At 66.5% G+C, this 16,892-nt stretch carries 16 protein-coding genes and 2 tRNA genes; 11 read left to right on the top strand and 7 right to left on the bottom strand.

The window, feature by feature from the left end; translation table 11 throughout:
• Window positions 1-393 precede the first annotated feature (393 nt).
• Together AC50YM_RS18600 and ettA are read left to right on the top strand one after the other, a co-directional pair.
• Window positions 394-963 (top strand): single-stranded DNA-binding protein, encoded by a 570-nt coding sequence (locus AC50YM_RS18600; protein WP_494958429.1) that lies wholly within the window; start codon window positions 394-396, stop codon window positions 961-963.
• Window positions 964-1,092: 129 nt separating this feature from the next.
• Window positions 1,093-2,775, top strand: coding sequence for an energy-dependent translational throttle protein EttA (gene ettA, locus AC50YM_RS18605; RefSeq protein WP_494958430.1), 1,683 nt, complete (start codon window positions 1,093-1,095; stop codon window positions 2,773-2,775).
• 144 nt (window positions 2,776-2,919) lie between these two features.
• Here the strand turns inward: ettA and tesB are convergent, their stop codons facing one another.
• Entirely contained in the window at window positions 2,920-3,900 is a 981-nt protein-coding gene (gene tesB, locus AC50YM_RS18610; RefSeq protein ID WP_494958431.1) for an acyl-CoA thioesterase II, read from the bottom strand.
• Between the two features lie 63 nt (window positions 3,901-3,963).
• Between tesB and AC50YM_RS18615 the strand changes: the two genes are divergently transcribed.
• Window positions 3,964-4,623, top strand: a complete 660-nt coding sequence (locus tag AC50YM_RS18615; RefSeq protein ID WP_494958432.1) for a DUF8185 domain-containing protein — start codon at window positions 3,964-3,966, stop codon at window positions 4,621-4,623.
• Between the two features lie 68 nt (window positions 4,624-4,691).
• On the opposite strand, the gene AC50YM_RS18620 is transcribed toward AC50YM_RS18615, so the two are convergent.
• On the bottom strand, window positions 4,692-5,135 hold the full coding sequence (locus tag AC50YM_RS18620; RefSeq protein WP_494958433.1) for a GNAT family N-acetyltransferase: 444 nt from the start codon (window positions 5,133-5,135) through the stop codon (window positions 4,692-4,694).
• Window positions 5,136-5,204: 69 nt separating this feature from the next.
• Between AC50YM_RS18620 and AC50YM_RS18625 the strand changes: the two genes are divergently transcribed.
• The gene (locus AC50YM_RS18625; RefSeq protein ID WP_494958434.1) at window positions 5,205-5,912 is read left to right on the top strand and encodes a Pr6Pr family membrane protein; all 708 of its coding nucleotides are present in this window, start codon (window positions 5,205-5,207) and stop codon (window positions 5,910-5,912) included.
• 99 nt (window positions 5,913-6,011) lie between these two features.
• On the opposite strand, the gene AC50YM_RS18630 is transcribed toward AC50YM_RS18625, so the two are convergent.
• The 4 genes from AC50YM_RS18630 to pepN form a co-directional block, all read right to left on the bottom strand.
• Window positions 6,012-6,470: a globin gene (locus tag AC50YM_RS18630; RefSeq protein WP_494958435.1), complete on the bottom strand. Its 459-nt coding sequence runs from the start codon at window positions 6,468-6,470 to the stop codon at window positions 6,012-6,014.
• A 4-nt stretch (window positions 6,471-6,474) separates the two neighbouring features.
• Window positions 6,475-7,134 carry a mechanosensitive ion channel family protein gene (locus AC50YM_RS18635; protein WP_494894214.1) on the bottom strand — a complete coding sequence of 220 codons (660 nt, stop codon included), beginning with the start codon at window positions 7,132-7,134 and terminating at the stop codon, window positions 6,475-6,477.
• A 247-nt stretch (window positions 7,135-7,381) separates the two neighbouring features.
• The gene (locus AC50YM_RS18640) at window positions 7,382-7,867 is read right to left on the bottom strand and encodes an OsmC family protein (protein ID WP_494958436.1); all 486 of its coding nucleotides are present in this window, start codon (window positions 7,865-7,867) and stop codon (window positions 7,382-7,384) included.
• A gap of 139 nt (window positions 7,868-8,006) precedes the next feature.
• Window positions 8,007-10,562 (bottom strand): aminopeptidase N, encoded by a 2,556-nt coding sequence (pepN, locus tag AC50YM_RS18645; RefSeq protein WP_494958437.1) that lies wholly within the window; start codon window positions 10,560-10,562, stop codon window positions 8,007-8,009.
• A 146-nt stretch (window positions 10,563-10,708) separates the two neighbouring features.
• Between pepN and AC50YM_RS18650 the strand changes: the two genes are divergently transcribed.
• The 3 genes from AC50YM_RS18650 (at window position 10,709) to AC50YM_RS18660 (ending at window position 13,291) form a co-directional block, all read left to right on the top strand.
• Window positions 10,709-11,710, top strand: a complete 1,002-nt coding sequence (locus AC50YM_RS18650; RefSeq protein WP_494958438.1) for a hypothetical protein — start codon at window positions 10,709-10,711, stop codon at window positions 11,708-11,710.
• Between the two features lie 127 nt (window positions 11,711-11,837).
• Window positions 11,838-12,329 (top strand): ribose-5-phosphate isomerase, encoded by a 492-nt coding sequence (locus AC50YM_RS18655; protein WP_494958439.1) that lies wholly within the window; start codon window positions 11,838-11,840, stop codon window positions 12,327-12,329.
• The gene (locus AC50YM_RS18660; RefSeq protein ID WP_494958440.1) at window positions 12,329-13,291 is read left to right on the top strand and encodes an Fpg/Nei family DNA glycosylase; all 963 of its coding nucleotides are present in this window, start codon (window positions 12,329-12,331) and stop codon (window positions 13,289-13,291) included. Before AC50YM_RS18655 ends, AC50YM_RS18660 begins: the two co-directional genes overlap by 1 nt.
• Window positions 13,292-13,424: 133 nt before the next feature.
• On the opposite strand, the gene AC50YM_RS18665 is transcribed toward AC50YM_RS18660, so the two are convergent.
• Window positions 13,425-13,495: transfer RNA gene (locus AC50YM_RS18665), tRNA-Gly, on the bottom strand.
• A 132-nt stretch (window positions 13,496-13,627) separates the two neighbouring features.
• Between AC50YM_RS18665 and AC50YM_RS18670 the strand changes: the two genes are divergently transcribed.
• From AC50YM_RS18670 to AC50YM_RS18685, 4 genes are all read left to right on the top strand, one after another.
• Window positions 13,628-13,702, top strand: a tRNA-Pro gene (locus AC50YM_RS18670).
• A 68-nt stretch (window positions 13,703-13,770) separates the two neighbouring features.
• Window positions 13,771-15,174 carry a trigger factor gene (tig, locus tag AC50YM_RS18675; protein ID WP_494958441.1) on the top strand — a complete coding sequence of 468 codons (1,404 nt, stop codon included), beginning with the start codon at window positions 13,771-13,773 and terminating at the stop codon, window positions 15,172-15,174.
• 246 nt (window positions 15,175-15,420) lie between these two features.
• Window positions 15,421-16,071: an ATP-dependent Clp protease proteolytic subunit gene (locus tag AC50YM_RS18680; protein ID WP_494958442.1), complete on the top strand. Its 651-nt coding sequence runs from the start codon at window positions 15,421-15,423 to the stop codon at window positions 16,069-16,071.
• Window positions 16,072-16,109: 38 nt separating this feature from the next.
• Complete coding sequence (locus tag AC50YM_RS18685; RefSeq protein ID WP_069952790.1) at window positions 16,110-16,769, top strand: ATP-dependent Clp protease proteolytic subunit; 660 nt, start codon at window positions 16,110-16,112, stop codon at window positions 16,767-16,769.
• Window positions 16,770-16,892: the final 123 nt, after the last annotated feature.

The raw sequence follows: 16,892 nt of genomic DNA on the forward strand, positions 1-16,892 counted from the left end.
CGATGAGTACTGGATTCTGACCGGCAAGGAGCTGCCTGCTGGAGGGCCGACCGGGCCGGGGGAAAGCTCCCCAAAACTTGAAATGGTCTCGAAGCCGGAGCCTTTGGATTAGAAGGCCGCTGCTCTATCCCCTGAGCTACTGGGGCACGTCGGCGTGCCGGCCCGGCTGCTGCCGGGGGACGCCTCGAAAAGTTTACCGCGCCCCGCGGGTGTCCGCCGTCAGGGACACCCGGGCGCGCTGCTTCCCGCATGCCGGGCCGGAGCCCGGGCCCGCCCGGCGGGTGTCCGGCCCGCGTTATCCACATGGCGTGCTGTGCCTCTCGCGAACGGTAGTTGCGGGCGCGAAGCTGAAAGAGCCTGCTAGGGCACGACATTTCGAGACAGGACATGAGAATGAGTGACAACATCACGATCCGGGGCTTCGTCGCCACCGAGCCCAAGAGTTCGACGACCCCCGGCGGGGTGGCAACGGTATCCTTCCGGCTGGGTTCCACCGACCGGCATTACGACCGTGCCAGCAACGCCTGGGTTGAGGGGACCATCGACTTCTTTACAGTCCAGGGCTACCGGCAATTGGCCGGCAACATCGGCTGTAGCGTCAAGAAGGGCCAGCGGGTCATCGTCGTAGGACGAATCAAGTTGAGAAGCTGGGAATCGGACGGCCAGATCCACCACGTGGCGCAAATCGACGCTGACGCTGTCGGCCACGACCTGAAGTGGGGTTCGGCCAACTACATTCGCACGTCCGGCAACGGGCCGCAGCCCGCTGCCGATCCGTTCGCGTCGAACACCTCGTCCCCGGACGTAGACGGCCCCGAGGCGACCCGCCACGACGACGGCCGCGAACATGACGAATACGACGGCGCAGACCCGGCAGCCCGCACTGTTTTCATCAATGATGAGAACGGCGACGTCGAGGACCTCGACGAGGAAACGGGCGAGCTGAAAGGGGCGGCCGCCTAGGGCAGCTGGTTCCGCGCGCCCAGCCGCGGCGTTCCGCCCACGTCGGGCTGGGCCCGGACCGCACGAAGACGTCGCCTGCGGAACGGCATGGATGTGAGTTATCCCGGCCGAACCACTAGATTTGTAGGCATGGCGGAATTTATCTACACAATGACCAAGGCCCGCAAGGCTGTTGGCGAAAAACTCATCCTCGACGACGTAAGCATGTCCTTCTTCCCGGGGGCCAAGATTGGTGTTGTCGGCCCGAATGGTGCCGGTAAGTCCACCATTCTTAAGATCATGGCCGGACTGGACACACCGTCAAACGGTGAGGCTCGGCTCAGCCCCGGCTACACGGTGGGCATCCTGCTGCAGGAACCGCCGCTGAACGAGGAAAAGACCGTTTTGGGCAACGTCCAGGAAGGTGTCGGCGAGATCATGGGAAAGATCCAGCGATTCAACGACATTTCCGAAGAGATGGCCAGCCCTGACGCTGACTACGATGTCCTCCTGGAGGAAATGGGTCAGCTACAGGAAGCGATCGACGCCGCCGATGCCTGGGATCTCGATTCCCAGCTCGAGCAGGCCATGGACGCCCTCCGCTGCCCGCCGGCCGATGCCGACGTTACCCTGCTCTCCGGTGGTGAGCGCCGCCGCGTCGCGCTCTGCAAGCTCCTGCTCCAGAAGCCGGACCTGCTGCTCCTGGACGAGCCCACTAACCACCTCGATGCTGAGAGCGTGCTCTGGCTTGAGCAGCACCTTTCCGCCTACCCCGGCGCCGTTCTCGCCGTTACCCACGACCGGTACTTCCTTGACCACGTGGCCGAGTGGATCGCCGAAGTGGACCGCGGCCACCTGTACCCCTACGAGGGCAACTACTCCACGTATCTCGAAAAGAAGCGCGCCCGCCTGGAAGTCCAGGGCAAGAAGGACGCCAAACAGGCCAAACGGCTCACCGAGGAACTGGAATGGGTCCGTTCCAACGCCAAGGGGCGCCAGACCAAGTCCAAGGCCCGGTTGGCCCGCTACGAGGAAATGGCTGCCGAAGCCGACCGCACCCGGAAACTGGACTTCGAAGAGATCCAGATACCGCCGGGACCGCGGCTGGGCGGCCTTGTCCTGGAGGCGAAGAACCTGCAGAAGGGCTTCGAGGACCGGACCCTCATTGACGGACTCTCGTTCACCCTGCCGCGCAACGGCATTGTCGGTGTCATCGGCCCGAACGGTGTCGGCAAGACCACCCTGTTCAAAACCATTGTCGGGCTCGAGCCCCTCGACGGCGGCGAGCTGAAGATCGGTGACTCCGTCAAGATCTCCTATGCGGACCAGAGCCGCGGCGGCATCGACCCGAACAAGACCCTGTGGGAGGTCGTCTCCGACGGCCTGGACTACATCCAGGTTGGGCAGGTCGAAATGCCGTCCCGCGCCTACGTTGCCGCCTTCGGCTTCAAGGGCCCGGACCAGCAGAAGAAGGCCGGCGTGCTCTCCGGTGGTGAGCGCAACCGCCTGAACCTGGCCCTGACCCTTAAGCAGGGCGGAAACCTGTTGCTCCTCGATGAGCCGACTAACGACCTCGACGTCGAAACGCTCAGCAGCCTCGAAAATGCCCTGCTCGAATTCCCGGGCTGCGCCGTCGTGGTTTCGCACGACCGCTGGTTCCTGGACCGGGTCTCTACCCACATCCTCGCCTACGAAGGCGACGAGGAGAACCCCTCGAAGTGGTACTGGTTCGAAGGCAACTTCGAAGCCTACGAGGAGAACAAGATCGAGCGGCTGGGCCCGGACGCGGCCAAGCCGCACCGCGTGACCCACCGCCGCCTCACCCGCGACTAAGCCGCCGCCTCACCCGCGACTAAGCCACCGGTTGAGGCCGCCAGGCTAGACGCGGAACTGTAAACGCGGAACAGAAAGGCCGGCTCCCCGCGGGGAGCCGGCCTTTCGCGTGTCACCTGACGCAGGGGCCCGCTAGGCGCAGGGTCAGCCGCGGTCAGCCTTGCGCATCTGGTGCTGCAGGACCTTGGACTGGACCGCGCCCTTGAGCTTGTTCTTGAGGTCCGTGGGAACCCTGATCATGCCTTCCTGCGCCACCGTGGCAACGTGCCGGCCGTCGCGGCTGAAGATCTTGCCGGTCGCCAGGCCGCGGGCGCCCTGGGCGCTGGGGGACTCCTGCACGTAGAGCAGCCAGTCGTCCACCCGGACGGGCCGGTGCCACCACATGGCATGGTCCAGGCTGGCGACCGACATGCCCGGGGTAATCCAGCTCATCCCGTGCTTGCGGAGGATGGACTCCAGCAAGGTGTAATCGCTGGCGTAGGCCAGGGCAGCCCGGTGCAGATCCGGATCAGCCGGCATCGGCCCAAACGTCTTCATCCAGACGGCGTTCCGCGGCTCCTTGTTCCCCTTGGCCGAGACATACAGTGCCGGGTCGACATGCCGGATGTCGAAGGGCCGCTCGTAGGCCCAGTGGCGTGCCACCGGATGGTCGAACTTGCCCAGCAGGTCGGCGGTGCTGGGCAGCGATTCCGGGTCGGGGATGCCGGCCGGCATCTCGGACTGGTGCTCGATGCCCTCGTCCTCGTCCTGGAACGAGGCGATCATGGAGAGGATGGGCATGCCCTCCTGGTACGCGTGGACGCGCCGCGCGGAGAACGAGCGGCCGTCCCGGAGCCGTTGTACGCCGAAGGTGATCGGCTTGTTGGCATCCCCGGGGCGCAGGAAGTATCCGTGCATGGAGTGCACACCGCGGCCCTCGGGAACAGTCCGGCTTCCGGCGATCAGCGACTGCGCCAGCACCTGGCCGCCAAACACGCGGTGCCGGGGCTGCTGCTGGGAGGGGCCCATGAAGATGTCCTCATCCGTCCGGGCGCCCTCCAGTTCACCGAGGTTCAGCAGTTGGAGCAGCGAGGAGGTGGGGTCCTGGGTTGGCAGCGCCTGTAATCCGGCTTCGGCTTCAGTCATGGTTCGACTTTAGACGTCCTCCGGGCGCCGTCCCAACGAGGCACAGCCGGTAGAGTCGATATTGTGTCTGACGTCCTTACCCAGCCCCTGCAGTTCACCGATCCACGAGACCTGGCGGATTTGCGTACCTTCGCCACCCGCGCCCGGTCGATCGACGACGGCGCCGTCCGGCTCCAGGCGTCCGGCCCGGTGCTCGCCGCCTACGTGTGTGTGCTGCGGCCGCGGCTGCTGGGGGAGTCGACCCCGACGATCCTCGGCCTGCGGACCATGGCCCTCGCGCACCCGGCGGACACCGATGTCACCGTTCCGCTCTCCGCAGTGCTGGACCGGCTGGCACGTGCGGGGGAGAACGACGTCGAACTTCCGTTGCCGCCCGTGACCGTCACCGAGTCGTGGGCCGGGGTCGGAGCGCCCCGCGCCGGATGGGAAGCCGTCGGCACGCTGCCGGACGCCGAGCTGCGCCGGTCCGCCGAGGCCGGGATCACCGAGATCGCCGCGATCATTCCGGACAAACCCGGCGCGTTGATCGTCAACAACGCCCGCGCCACGGTCTGGGGCAGGGAACTGCCTGGCGCCGGCGGGCTCCCGCTGGGCGCCGCCTTTGCAGCCCTCACGCTCGGCTTCCTGGCCGACGGTGAGCAGCAGCTCTACCGGGCCGGACGCTGGTTCCGGCTCAGCGGAACCCGCGGGCACGTCCTAGCCCGCACCGGCACGGGACTTTAGGGCACCAGCTCGGCACTTTTAATTGATACCCATGGCGTCAGCAGTGCCACGATGCCGTTGCGTCCAGGTCAGAATCGGAGAACGCGGAGCTCTTCGGCGGCCTGAAAGCCTAGCCGGGCGTAGAAATTGCGCGAAGCAGGAGACGGCGAAAGTACCATTCGTGCGGCGTTGATGCCCTGCGAGAACTCAATCGCCGCAGCCACCAGCCGGGCTCCGATCCCGGAGTTCCGAAAACGCGGCAACACGTAGACGTTGCCCAGATAGACCCACCGGGAGCCTTCCTTCCCGGGCTTGGGCATCCGTTCGAAAACCAGGAGGTTGAGCATCCCGACGAGTTCGCCGTCCACCTCGGCAACAAAGAACTTGCGTGGGTTTGCGTCCACCCAGCCGCTGTAGACGTCTGCGAAGTCCGGAGCATCCGGTAGCCCGGGGTCCTGCTCTGCGGCCCATGTAGCTCTCAGCGCGGCAACGGCGGCCCGGTCTTCGATTGTCTCCCCACGAACTATCACCATGGGATCACCCTATGGGTTTCGGGACTTTAGCTCCTTCGACAGGCGCGACTGGACTGACATACTGGGCCCATGAGCGGCGTATCAGTGCTGGATCCTCCGGTCGAGCGCAACCTCGGCTTCAATGATGCGCTACATCCGGACCGCAGCTGGATCCGCATGCTCCGCTTCGCGGTGGGCGCGTTCGTGCTCGTCGCCCTCGCGCAAAAGACGTACGACGCGACACTGCCTGGCAGCGACGTGGACATCTTCCAGCTCTACTCGGAATTCACGGTCCAGTCCAACCTCGTCCTCGGGACAGTGCTCATCGCGTCCGCTGCCCGGCCGCGGACCAGGCTCCCGGAGTGGTGGGACCACCTCTCCGGAGCGCTGGCCTTCTATCTGGTGATGACCGGCATTATCTACGTGGTTTTGGTAGCCCCGCCCGGCGAGCCGTGGTGGAGCCTGGACATGTACTGGCCCCAGCTCGCACACCACCGCGTCGCTCCGCTGTTCGCCGCGCTCGACTGGCTCCTCGTTACGAGGACCGTGCGCGGCAATCGGTGGCGGCCGCTGGTGTGGCTCAGCTACCCGGCTGCTTTCCTTGTGTTCTCGTGGGTGCGCGGGGCTATCGACGGCTGGTACGTCTACGACTTCCTGGATCCGACACTCGACGGCGGCTGGCCGGCGGCGTTTGCTACGACGGCGCAGGTGCTCGTCGCGTTCCTCGTCGTCTCGCTACTTCTGCATTTCGCCGGCAATGCCCGTGCCGCGCTCGCAGCGCGGCACGGGCGGCGCTGACCACCGGGCTGCCGACTTGATCGCGGGTCCGACAAGGGTCCACTCGATCGAGGTCACACGGGACCGCCCGGGGCTAAAGTGACGCCGCGGTGAACGGCGTCAGGCTCCGGAGGGGCTGTTCACCATGGAGAGGGCCGCCCGTTCCATGTAGTCCCACAGTGTCCCCTCGTGGAGCGGCGGGAGCTCCAGGGAGTCGACAGCGGTGCGCATGTGATGCAGCCAGCGTTCCTTGGCCTCCGGCGTCACCCGGAAGGGCTGGTGCCGCATCCTCAGCCGGGGATGCCCGCGCTCCTCGCCATACGTCGTCGGGCCGCCCCAGTACTGCTCGAGGAACATCAGGAACCGCCGCTTTGCGGGGCCGAGATCCTCCTCCGGATACATCGGCCGCAGCAGCGGATCCGTCGCCACGCCGTCGTAGAACACATCGATGAGCTTCACGAAGGTCTCATGGCCGCCCACGGCGTCGTAGAAGTTGTCTGTGTAGCCGGGCTTGCTGAACGGATCGTTCTGCAACAGCTGCTTAGGCTGGCGGGGTTCGCCGGCGCTGGGAATCGTCATGGTTCTATTCTCCGGCTATCTGCTGGGGTGCGTCGTCGGCCTCGGCCGCCGCCGCGGCCTCCGGCGAAATGTATGTGCCCTGGGAGCGGTTTCCCACCCGCAGGATTTCGCCGTTGCGCAGGTACCAGATGGTGCCGTCGTCCGCCCGGACCCGGGTGATCCGCAGGTTCATGGCTTCCACAGTGCCCACCACCTCGGACGTTTCGATGATGTCGCCAATCCCGTACTGGTCCTCCATGGTGATGAAGATGCCGGCGAGGAAGTCGCGGATCAGTTGCTGGGCGCCGAAGCCGATCGCGATTCCGAGGATTCCGACGCTGGTCAGGATCGGAGCGACGTCCACGTTCAGGTTCTTGAGCACGTACACGGTGGTGAGGATGGACACCAGGACGCCGACCACACTGTTGAGCAGTGCGCCGATGGTGTGGGCGCGCTGGACCCGGCGTTCCTGTTCGAGGGCGCGGAAGGCCGGAGCCACCCAGCGGAAGAGCGGCTTCCTGAAGAGTGAGGTCCCTGCGGCGACGCGTTTCGTGATTCCGACGATCACGAACGACGCCACCAGCCAAATGGTGACGCCGACCCCCAAGCTGATGACGATGCCCGGCAGGTTGATGGCAGAGATGTCCGCAGGGGTGATTGGTTCGATGGTGGTCGGGCTGATCATCGGTGGGGAAACTCCTTGTTGCCGCGCGTTGTTGCTGCGTCTATTTGCTGCATCCCAGCTGCCGGCGGGCAGCATCGGCTGGCCGCTGGGCTGGGTGTCCGGGCAGGCTCCGGCGGTCGCCGGGCGCCTTAGACTCTGGTCTCCTTCAACACTAGCGCCGCAGGGTTGGCCCGGGCGCATCCTGTGTCCCGGGCCGCACGGCGTTACGGATCCTGAAACAGGCCGGCAGCGGACCGGCGCGGGGCGGTCAGCCCGGCTGGCCCCCGACCAGCGCGCTTGGCTCGTGCAGCACCGGGAAATTGACGCTCCGGGCGATGAAGCAGACCCTGTTCGCCGCGGCGTGCAGTTCCGCCAGAAGTTCCTCCGTCACCGGAGCAGCCAGGGTCACCCGGGGCCTGAGCGTGGCGGATTCAAACTGACCGCTGCCGTCACGGTTGGTCCGCATCAGGGCCTCGGCCCGGTCCTCGTAGGCGGTCACCACCACGCCGTTCTTCACGGCCACGTGCAGGAAGGACAGCATGTGGCACTGGGACAGCGCCGCCAGCAGCAGCTGTTCCGGGTTGCAGCGGTCCCGGTCACCGTGGAAGGTCGGGTCCGCGGAGCCCCGCAGGACGGGCAGCCCGGGGATCTCGATGTCGTGGTCCCGCGAATAGCCGCGGTACGACGCCGTCCCCTCGCCAAGGTTCCCGGTCCAACGGACTGTCAGCGCGTACCGGTGCTCGTCGAGGCTCATGGCTCCAGCCTAGGCCACCCGCCGGCAAATCTGACTGGCGGCAGGGGCCGTTCCCGGCGTCGAGAACGGGCCCCTGCTGCAAGCTACCCGGGCGGGGCCCAGGTTCCTGCGCTTACAACTGCCGGCTACTTGGGCGGGGCTACCCGACGTCGGCCTGGCGGGCACGCAGCGCGCGGGCCACGCCGTCGCGGTTCTCCAGCATCATCCGGCGCAGCGCCGAGCTGTCCTCCGGGAGCGAGGCGAGGAACTCATCGGTGCGGTCCACGGTCGCCTGCGTGGTCAGCTGCGCCGGGTACAGCCCGACGACGATCTGCTGGGCCAGCGCATGCGTGCGGTCCCTGACGATGCCCGGGACAGCGTCGAAGTACTTCTCGGCATAGGGCTCCAGCAGGGAGGTGTCGAGCACCCGGGTGAAGCCGCTGACGGCCGAACCCTGCAGCGCGTTGGACAGCTCGCCCTTGACCACAATCGAGTCCCAGGCCGCGGCCTTGGCCTCCGGCGTCGGAATCGCGGCCGTCGCCAGGGCCGCCGCGTTCTGCCCGGTGGCGGTATTGTCGCGTGCCAGCTCGGCGTCGATCGTCTCCGCACCGGCGCGGCCGCCGGCGACGAGGGAGGTGATCAGTTCCCAGCGCAGGTCCTGGTCCACGGTGAGCCCCGCCAGCGCCAGGGTGCCGTCCAGCAGTCCGGACAGGGCGTCCAGCTGGCCGGTGCTGCGTGCCAGCAGGGCGTAGGACTTAACGAACTGCAGCTGCGCGTCGGAGCCGGCCGGGACGCCGGAGGCGAGTTCCCAGAGCCGGTCGGCGGCGGCAACCCCGGTGGCCTCCTTGGAGTCCGCGGCCACGTAGAAGTTCAGCGTCGTGGCCAGCTGGCGCAGCTGGACCTGGATCACGGACGAATCGGATTCCTCGGCGATGTTGGCCAGGATCAGCTTCACATAGCCGCGGGCGGGGGTTTCGCCGTCGCGGGCCGCGTCCCAGGCCGAGCCCCACACCAGGGTCCGGGGCAGGCTTTGGCTGAAGTCCTTGAGGTGGGCCGTGGCGGTGGCCAGGGATGCCGGGTCGAGCCGGACCTTGGCGTAGGCGAGGTCATCGTCGTTGAGCAGGATCAGGTCGGGCCGGGCGACTCCGGCCAGCGAGGGCACCTCGGTGCGTCCGCCGTCGACGTCGAGCTCCTCGCGGTGCACACGTTCCAGCTTCCCGGCGCCGTTGAGGTTGTAGAAGCCGACGGCGAGCCGGTGCGGCCGGATGGTCGGCTGGGCCTCGGTGGCGGACTGCAGGATCGTGAAGGATGTGATGGTGCCGTCCTCGGCCACGGAGAGCTCGGGCTTGAGCGTGTTGACGCCGGCGGTCTCCAGCCAGAGCCGGCCCCACTGGTCCAGGTCACGGCCGCTGGCCTTTTCAAGTTCCGCCATCAGGTCGCTGAGCTCGGTGTTCTGCCAGGCGTGCTTGCGGAAGTACTCGCGGACACCGGCCATGAACTCCTCCGGGCCCACCCAGGCCACGAGCTGGCGCAGCACCGAGGCGCCCTTGGCGTAGGTGATGCCGTCAAAGTTGACCTCGACGTCCTCCAGGTCGTTGATCTCCGCGAAAATCGGGTGGGTGGTGGGGAGCTGGTCCTGGCGGTACGCCCAGGACTTCTCCACCGACGCGAACGTGGTCCATGCGCGGTCAAACTTGGTATTTTCCACGGCGGCCAGGTGCGACATGTACTCGGCGAAGGACTCATTGAGCCACAGATCGTTCCACCAGCGCATGGTCACGAGATCCCCGAACCACATGTGGGCCAGTTCGTGGAGGACGGTGATGGCGCGCCGTTCGACCTGGGCGTCGGTGACCTTGCTCCGGAAGATGTAGCCCTCCAGGATCGTCACGGCACCGGCATTCTCCATCGCGCCGGCGTTGAATTCCGGCACAAAGAGCTGGTCGTACTTCTCGAACGGGTACGGGCAGCCGAATTGCGCCTCGAAGAACTCGAACCCCTGCCGGGTCAGGTCGAAGATGTTGTCCGCGTCGAGGTACTGCATAAGCGACTTGCGGGCAAAGATGCCCAGCGGGGTTACCTTGCCGTCGGCGGCGACCACTTCGCTGCGGACGGACTGGTACGGTCCCGCGATCAGCGCTGTGACGTAGGAGGAGAGCCGCGGTGTGGGGGCGAATTCCCAGACGGAGCGGGCGCCGCCGTCGGTGCCCGGGATGGTCTCGACCCGCACCGGGGTGGGGGAGTTGGACACCACATCCCAGTGCGACGGGCCAATGACCGTGAAGGCGAAGCTGGCCTTGAGGTCAGGCTGCTCAAACACGGCGAACATCCGCCGGGAATCCGGAACCTCGAACTGGGTGTAGAGGTAGACCTCCTGGTCCACCGGGTCCACAAAACGGTGCAGCCCTTCGCCGGTGTTCATGTAGGGCGCCTCGGCGACCACGAGCAGGTCGTTCTCCGCCGCCAGATCCGGAAGCTGGATGCGGACGCCGTCGGCTACTTCGGCCGGATCAAGCTCGCGCCCGTTCAGCGTGACACTTTGCACCGCGGCGGTGACCGCGTCAATGAAAGTCGAGGACCCGGGCGTGGCCGAGAACTTCACTGCGGTGGTGGTGCCGAAGACTTTGTCCCCACGGGTCAGGTCGAGTTCGACCTCGTAGGAGTCAACGGCGATCAGTTCGGCACGCTCGCGCGCTTCGGTGCGCGTCAGGTTCATTCCAGGCAAAATTGGGCCTCCGGGGATGCTTAGGGACGGGAAAACTCGATACTGTGAAGTCATTCTTTCACTTCTGCGGGCCTTGGCAAGTTGCCCGGGTCACCCCAACATATCGAACCCCGATGCGCCGGGGTAGCGTGGAGGATATGGGAAAGCTGCGGGAATCCGTCGACGCCAGGGCACTGCGATTCGCCGTGGGGTTCCCACTGATGCTCTCGGCGGCGTTTGTGGTCTGCGCGTTCCTGATCCGCGCCGATCTGCCCGAGCCGCTGGCGGTCCGCTGGACCGGGGAAGGCGCAGCGGACTTCGCCCCGTTCGGGGCCGTCGTGGGAGCCGGCGCCGCCATGATTGTGCTGATCGGCTGGGCCGTGCTGGTCCAGGCGGTGCCGCTGTCCCGCCCGGCGATCATGCGCCGGATCATGATGGGCGCCGGACTGTTCGTCAGTCTCTTCATCACCACTGTCCTCGCCGCCGTGCTGGTCGGACAGCTCGGTCTGGAGAACGCGCGGGAGGCGCGGGTGGACGTCGCCGTGCTTGCCATGGGCAGCGGCGCCGCCCTGGGCCTGGGCTTTGTGATGGGTTTCGTCTTCAAGGCCGACGAACGCTGGTCCACGGACGATGACCGGGCCATCGAGGCGGCCCTTGCCCGCGAACTTGATCCGGACCTGGTCCGGGATTCGGTGACGGTGTGGGTCCACGCCCGCAGTTCCGTCTTCGTGATGCTCGGGATCGCCACCCTGCTCCCCGCCGCGCTGCTCACCATCGCCGTGCCCTGGCTCGCCGCCCTCCTTGCCGCCCTGGCCCTGTTCGCCGCCGCGTGCCTGTTTGCCCGGCTCCGGGTGGACCGCAGCGGCCTCCGGGTCTTCGCCGCAGGGTTCGTCCGGGTCATGGACGTGCCGGCCGCTGCCATCGAGGCGGCGACGCCGAAGGAGGTCCGGGCGGCCAGCTACGGCGGCTGGGGCTACCGGAGCCACGGCACCTCGACGGCGCTGCTGGTCAGCAGCGGACCCGCCGTCGTCGTCGACCGGGTGGACGGGCGTACCCTGACCGTCAGCGCCGGGAGCGCCACCACAGCGGACAACCTCGCGCAGGTGATTTCGCGGGTGGCGGCCCGGGCACGCCGGGCCGGCGGAGCCACCGGTCTCTGAAGTCCCGCTGACGCCGCGTGTCCCGCCGCCGCGTGTCCCGCCGGCCCGTGCCCCGGTAGGCTGGGAACAGCCCCCACACAGCCCCGCAAGCCCCGATGACAGGCCTGCCACACCGAACGGATACGCCGTGACCCCTTCTGACTTCCCGCACGTGCACATCGCCACCGACCACGCCGGCATGGAACTCAGCGCCCACCTCGTCACGCACCTCGGCGCCAAGGGCTACGAGGTCCTCGACCACGGACCCCAGGAATACGACGCCCAGGACGACTACCCCTCGTTCTGCATCAACGCCGCGCGCGCCGTCGTCGCGGACCAGGACGCCGGCATCAACGCCCTCGGGATCGTCCTCGGCGGCTCCGGCAACGGCGAGCAAATTGCCGCAAACAAGGTCAAGGGCGTCCGCGCCGCGCTGGCCTGGAACCTGTCCACCGCCAAGCTCGCCCGCGAGCACAACGACGCCAACGTGGTCGCCGTCGGCGGCCGCCAGCACAGCGTCGAGGAGGCCACCGAAATCATCGAAGCGTTCCTGACCGAACCCTTCAGCAACGATGAACGCCACATCCGCCGGATCGGCAAAATCGCCGCGTACGAGCGCACTGGCGAGGTCATGGACTAGTGCCGGAGGGACACTCCGTCCGCCGGCTGGCACGCCAGTTCAGCGACGTCTTCACGGGGGAGCGGCTCGCAGTCTCGAGTCCGCAGGGGCGTTTCGTCCAGGGCGCGGCCCTGCTGGACGGCCACACTCTTACCGACGCCGACGCACACGGCAAGCACCTGTTCCTGGCGTTCGAGCACGGGCTGCTGCTGCACGTCCACCTGGGCCTCTACGGCGCCTGGGACTTCGGCGGCGACGCCACTTTCCGGGGCGCGTCCAGCATCGGGGCGCCCCGCAAGGTGGGGGAGCGGGAGCTCTACGACGACGGCGGAGCGGCAGGGCCCGCCCGGTATGAAGGCCCGCCCGAGCCGGTCGGCGCCGTCCGCGTCCGGCTCGCCAGCGCCCACGGGTGGGCCGACCTGCGCGGTGCGACCACCTGCCAGACGGTCACCGGGGAGGAGGCGGAAGCTGTCCTGGCCCGGCTGGGTCCCGACCCGTTGCGCAACCTCCCGGGCGACCGCGGGTCCTTCGTTGCCGCCGTCCGCGCCAGGCGCACGCCGCTCGCGGCCCTGCTGATGGACCAGAAAGTCATTGCCGGCGTCGGCAACGTGTACCGCGCCGAACTACTGTTCCGGCAGCGCCTGGACCCGTGGCTGCCCGGGAACGGGTTGACCGGCGACGATGCCGGCCGGCTCTGGGACGACACCGTCGCGGTGATGTCCGACGGCGTCCGCGACGGCCGGATCATCACCACACCCCCGCGCTACTGGGGCGATAGCGCGCGCGTCGCCGGGAAAGTCGCCGGGAGTGTCGCTGGGGAAGTTCCCGGAGCCACCTCCTGGAGCGGCCTGCCCGCGGCGGAGGACTCGCACTTCGTGTACCGGCGGCAGGGACTGGACTGCCGGGACTGCGGCACCCCGGTGGCCCTGAGCGAGCTCGGCGCCCGGAAACTCTACTGGTGCCCGGCCTGCCAGGCGCCCTGAGTCTGCACACGGGCCCAACCTCATCCATTGCTCCGCAAGGGCCCTTCTGAGCCTCCAGAAGGGCAGTTATGGAGCAGTCGACCGTCAGAAACAAAAAAGCCCCTCAGCAGAGGGGCTTTTTGTCATATTTCTGAGGGGACGACGGGAATCGAACCCGCATCATCAGTTTGGAAGACTGAGGCTTTACCACTAAGCTACGTCCCCGGGAACTTGCCTGAATATTCCTGCAGACTTCCGGGCGGCTGTTCAAGCCGGATACAACTAAACCCAATTCAGGGCCCCGGTGTCAAATGTGCAAACCGGCACAAAAAGACCGTAGACTGTTCTGTGCACTTACGGGGTGTAGCTCAGCTTGGCTAGAGCACCTGCTTTGGGAGCAGGAAGTCGCAGGTTCAAATCCTGTCACCCCGACTCTGCAAGTACCGCCAGACCCTTGGCGGTGCAGAACCCCACCCCCTAAAACCAGGAGTACTTAGACTGTGAAGAGCGCTGTCGAGAACCTCACCCCCACGCGGGTCAAGCTCAATGTTGAGGTCCCCTTTGAGGAATTGAAGCCCAGCATCGCAGAGGCATACAAGACTGTTGCTTCGCAGATCCAGGTCCCCGGTTTCCGCAAGGGCAAGGTCCCCTCCAAGCTCATTGACCAGCGTGTCGGCCGCGGCTACGTGCTGGAGACCGCCATCAACGATGGTCTCAACGGCTGGTACCAGGCCGCCGTTCAGGAAACCGGCATCCGCCCGCTGAGCCGTCCCGAGGTCGAGATCACCGAGGTCCCGGACCCGTCCGCCACCGACGGTGAACTCAAATTCCATGCCGAGGTTGACGTCCGCCCGGAGATCGAACTGCCCGACTACGCCGGCATCAAGGTTGAAGTTGCCGCCGCTGAGTCCTCCGACGCCGACGTCGAGACGGCCCTGGACGAACTCCGCGGCCGCTTCGGCACGCTGAAGTCCGTCGACCGCCCCGCCGCGGACAAGGACTTCCTGAGCATCGACATCACCGCCACCATCGACGGCGCCGAGGTTGACTCGGCCACCGGGCTGTCCTACCAGGTCGGCGCCGGCACCATGCTCGAAGGCCTCGACGAAGCCGTCACCGGCCTCAGCGCCGACGAGGACGCCATCTTCGACACCACCCTGGTAGGCGGCGAGCATGCCGGCGAGTCCGCCCAGGTCAAGGTGGTCGTCAAGTCCGTCAAGGAGCGCGAGCTTCCCGAAGCTGACGACGACTTCGCCCAGCTGGCCTCCGAATTCGACACGCTGGCCGAACTGCGCGAGGACCTCGCCAAGCAGGCTAAGGAGTCCAAGGTCGTCGAGCAGGGCGTCGAGGCCCGCGACAAGGTCCTCGACAAGCTTGTTGAACTCGTTGCGGTCCCCGTCCCGGAATCCGTCGTCGAAGAGCAGCTCGAGCAGCACTTCAACGCCGAGAACGCCCACGGTGAAGGCGAGCACGACACCGAGGAGCACCGCGCCGAGGTCAAGGCCAACACCGAACGTGCCTTCCAGAACGAGATCATCCTCGACGCCATCGCGGAAAAGGAAGAAGTCAACGTCAGCCAGAACGAGCTGATCGACTACATCGTCACCACCGCCGGCCAGTACGGCATGGACCCGAACCAGTTCGCGCAGATCATCGATCAGAGCGGCCAGGTCCCGATGATGGTCTCCGAGGTCCGCCGCCGCAAGGCCCTGGCCGTTGTGCTGGGCCAGGCCGAGGTCACCGACACCGAGGGCAACAAGGTTGACCTCAGCGACTTCGTCCGCCCCGGCGGCGAAGAGGAGCCGGTCGAGGCAGCTGCCGGGACCGACGTCGAGGACGCCGCTTCCGAGGAAGCCGCACCCGAGACCACCAAGAATGATGACCCGGCAGCAGTGAAGTTCTAACACTTTCTGTTCCCGCAGTTTCCTGCAGCACCCCTGGATCTCTGATCCGGGGGTGCCGCTTTTTAAGCCCGTGATGAACCCTCCCGGCCAATCGTGCGCCGTCAGCGAACAGCCCCGCGCCTGAGCACAAAGCGGGCTGGAAAACCGTTAGTGTCCATGTAGGAAAGTTCAGTGATGTCGTCCAGTGGCGTCACCGTCGCCAGCGAGAGGTAAGTACATATGTCACAGCAAGCAGGGGCACCCCGGATGGCTACTGTCGATCCGGCAGCCCAGGATAACTACATTTACAACCGCCTGCTAAAAGAGCGCATCATCTGGCTCGGCTCCGAGGTCCGCGACGAGAACGCCAACGCGATCTGCTCGCAGCTGCTGCTGCTCTCGGCCGAGAACCCCGAGAAGGATATCTACCTCTACATCAACTCACCGGGCGGCTCCGTCACCGCCGGCATGGCCATCTACGACACCATGCAGTTCATCCCCAACGACGTCGTTACCGTCGCCACCGGCCTCGCCGCCTCGATGGGGCAGTTCCTGCTCTCCTCCGGCACCAAGGGCAAGCGCTACGCCACCCCCAATGCCCGCATCCTGATGCACCAGCCTTCCGGCGGCATCGGCGGCACGGCCTCGGACATCAAGATCCAGGCCGAGCTCATCCTGCACATGAAGAAGGTTATGGCCGAACTGACGGCCACTCAGACCGGACAGAGCGTCGAAACGATCCTCAAGGACAACGACCGCGACAAGTGGTTCACGGCCAAGGAAGCCCTCGAGTACGGCTTCTTCGACAAGATCGCGGCGCACGCGGGGTCCGTGGCCGGCGGCGGCGGAACGAACGCCTCCGGCGCCAACGGCGACAGTGCCGTTGACGGCACCGTCACCGGATCCACCGAGAACTGACCGGCACGCAGACAGCAATGAATTCAGGAGCAATGAACATGAACTACAACTTCGGTTCGACTGCCGGCAACCTGCCGAGCAGCCGCTACGTGCTGCCGCAGTTTGAGGAGCGCACCCCCTACGGCTTCAAGCGCCAGGACCCGTACACCAAGCTCTTCGAGGACCGCATCATCTTCCTCGGTGTCCAGATCGACGACGCCTCGGCCGACGACGTGATGGCGCAACTGCTGGTGCTCGAGTCCACCGACCCGGACCGCGACATCACGCTGTACATCAACTCCCCGGGTGGCTCCTTCACTGCCATGACGGCGATCTACGACACCATGACGTACATCCGACCGGAAATCCAGACCGTGTGCCTCGGCCAGGCGGCCAGTGCCGCCGCCGTGATCCTGGCGGCCGGAACCCCGGGCAAGCGCCTCGCGCTGCCGAACGCGCGGGTCCTGATCCACCAGCCGTCGCTGTCCGGCGGCCAGGGCGGACAGGCCTCCGACCTGGAGATCCAGGCAGCCGAGGTCATGCGCATGCGGGAATGGCTCGAGAACACCCTGGCCAAGCACTCCGGCCGGACCCCGGAGCAGGTCAACTATGACATCGAGCGGGACAAGATCCTCACCGCGGCCGACGCCCTGGACTATGGGCTGATCGACCAGGTGCTGGATTCCCGCAAGATGAAGCCGCAGGCAATCACCCGGTAACGGACGATCACGTAACAAGCAGTACCCGACGCCGGTGCGGCCGCTTAATGTGGCCGCACCGGCGTCGGCTTTCCACTCATCAGGCCCAAAGTGACCTAGAGTGGAACATGTCACGGCCGGCGT

It is taken from the genome of Pseudarthrobacter sp. RHLT1-30-1, assembly GCF_059383415.1.

Bases quoted from the DNA above. Each gene is read 5' to 3' on its own strand.
- AC50YM_RS18600 (WP_494958429.1), top strand. From the start codon at position 394: ATGAGTGACAACATCACGATCCGGGGCTTCGTCGCCACCGAGCCCAAG.
- ettA (WP_494958430.1), top strand. From the start codon at position 1,093: ATGGCGGAATTTATCTACACAATGACCAAGGCCCGCAAGGCTGTTGGC.
- tesB (WP_494958431.1), bottom strand. From the start codon at position 3,900: ATGACTGAAGCCGAAGCCGGATTACAGGCGCTGCCAACCCAGGACCCC.
- AC50YM_RS18620 (WP_494958433.1), bottom strand. From the start codon at position 5,135: ATGGTGATAGTTCGTGGGGAGACAATCGAAGACCGGGCCGCCGTTGCC.
- AC50YM_RS18625 (WP_494958434.1), top strand. From the start codon at position 5,205: ATGAGCGGCGTATCAGTGCTGGATCCTCCGGTCGAGCGCAACCTCGGC.
- AC50YM_RS18630 (WP_494958435.1), bottom strand. From the start codon at position 6,470: ATGACGATTCCCAGCGCCGGCGAACCCCGCCAGCCTAAGCAGCTGTTG.
- AC50YM_RS18635 (WP_494894214.1), bottom strand. From the start codon at position 7,134: ATGATCAGCCCGACCACCATCGAACCAATCACCCCTGCGGACATCTCT.
- AC50YM_RS18640 (WP_494958436.1), bottom strand. From the start codon at position 7,867: ATGAGCCTCGACGAGCACCGGTACGCGCTGACAGTCCGTTGGACCGGG.
- pepN (WP_494958437.1), bottom strand. From the start codon at position 10,562: ATGAACCTGACGCGCACCGAAGCGCGCGAGCGTGCCGAACTGATCGCC.
- AC50YM_RS18650 (WP_494958438.1), top strand. From the start codon at position 10,709: ATGGGAAAGCTGCGGGAATCCGTCGACGCCAGGGCACTGCGATTCGCC.
- AC50YM_RS18680 (WP_494958442.1), top strand. From the start codon at position 15,421: ATGGCTACTGTCGATCCGGCAGCCCAGGATAACTACATTTACAACCGC.
- AC50YM_RS18685 (WP_069952790.1), top strand. From the start codon at position 16,110: ATGAACTACAACTTCGGTTCGACTGCCGGCAACCTGCCGAGCAGCCGC.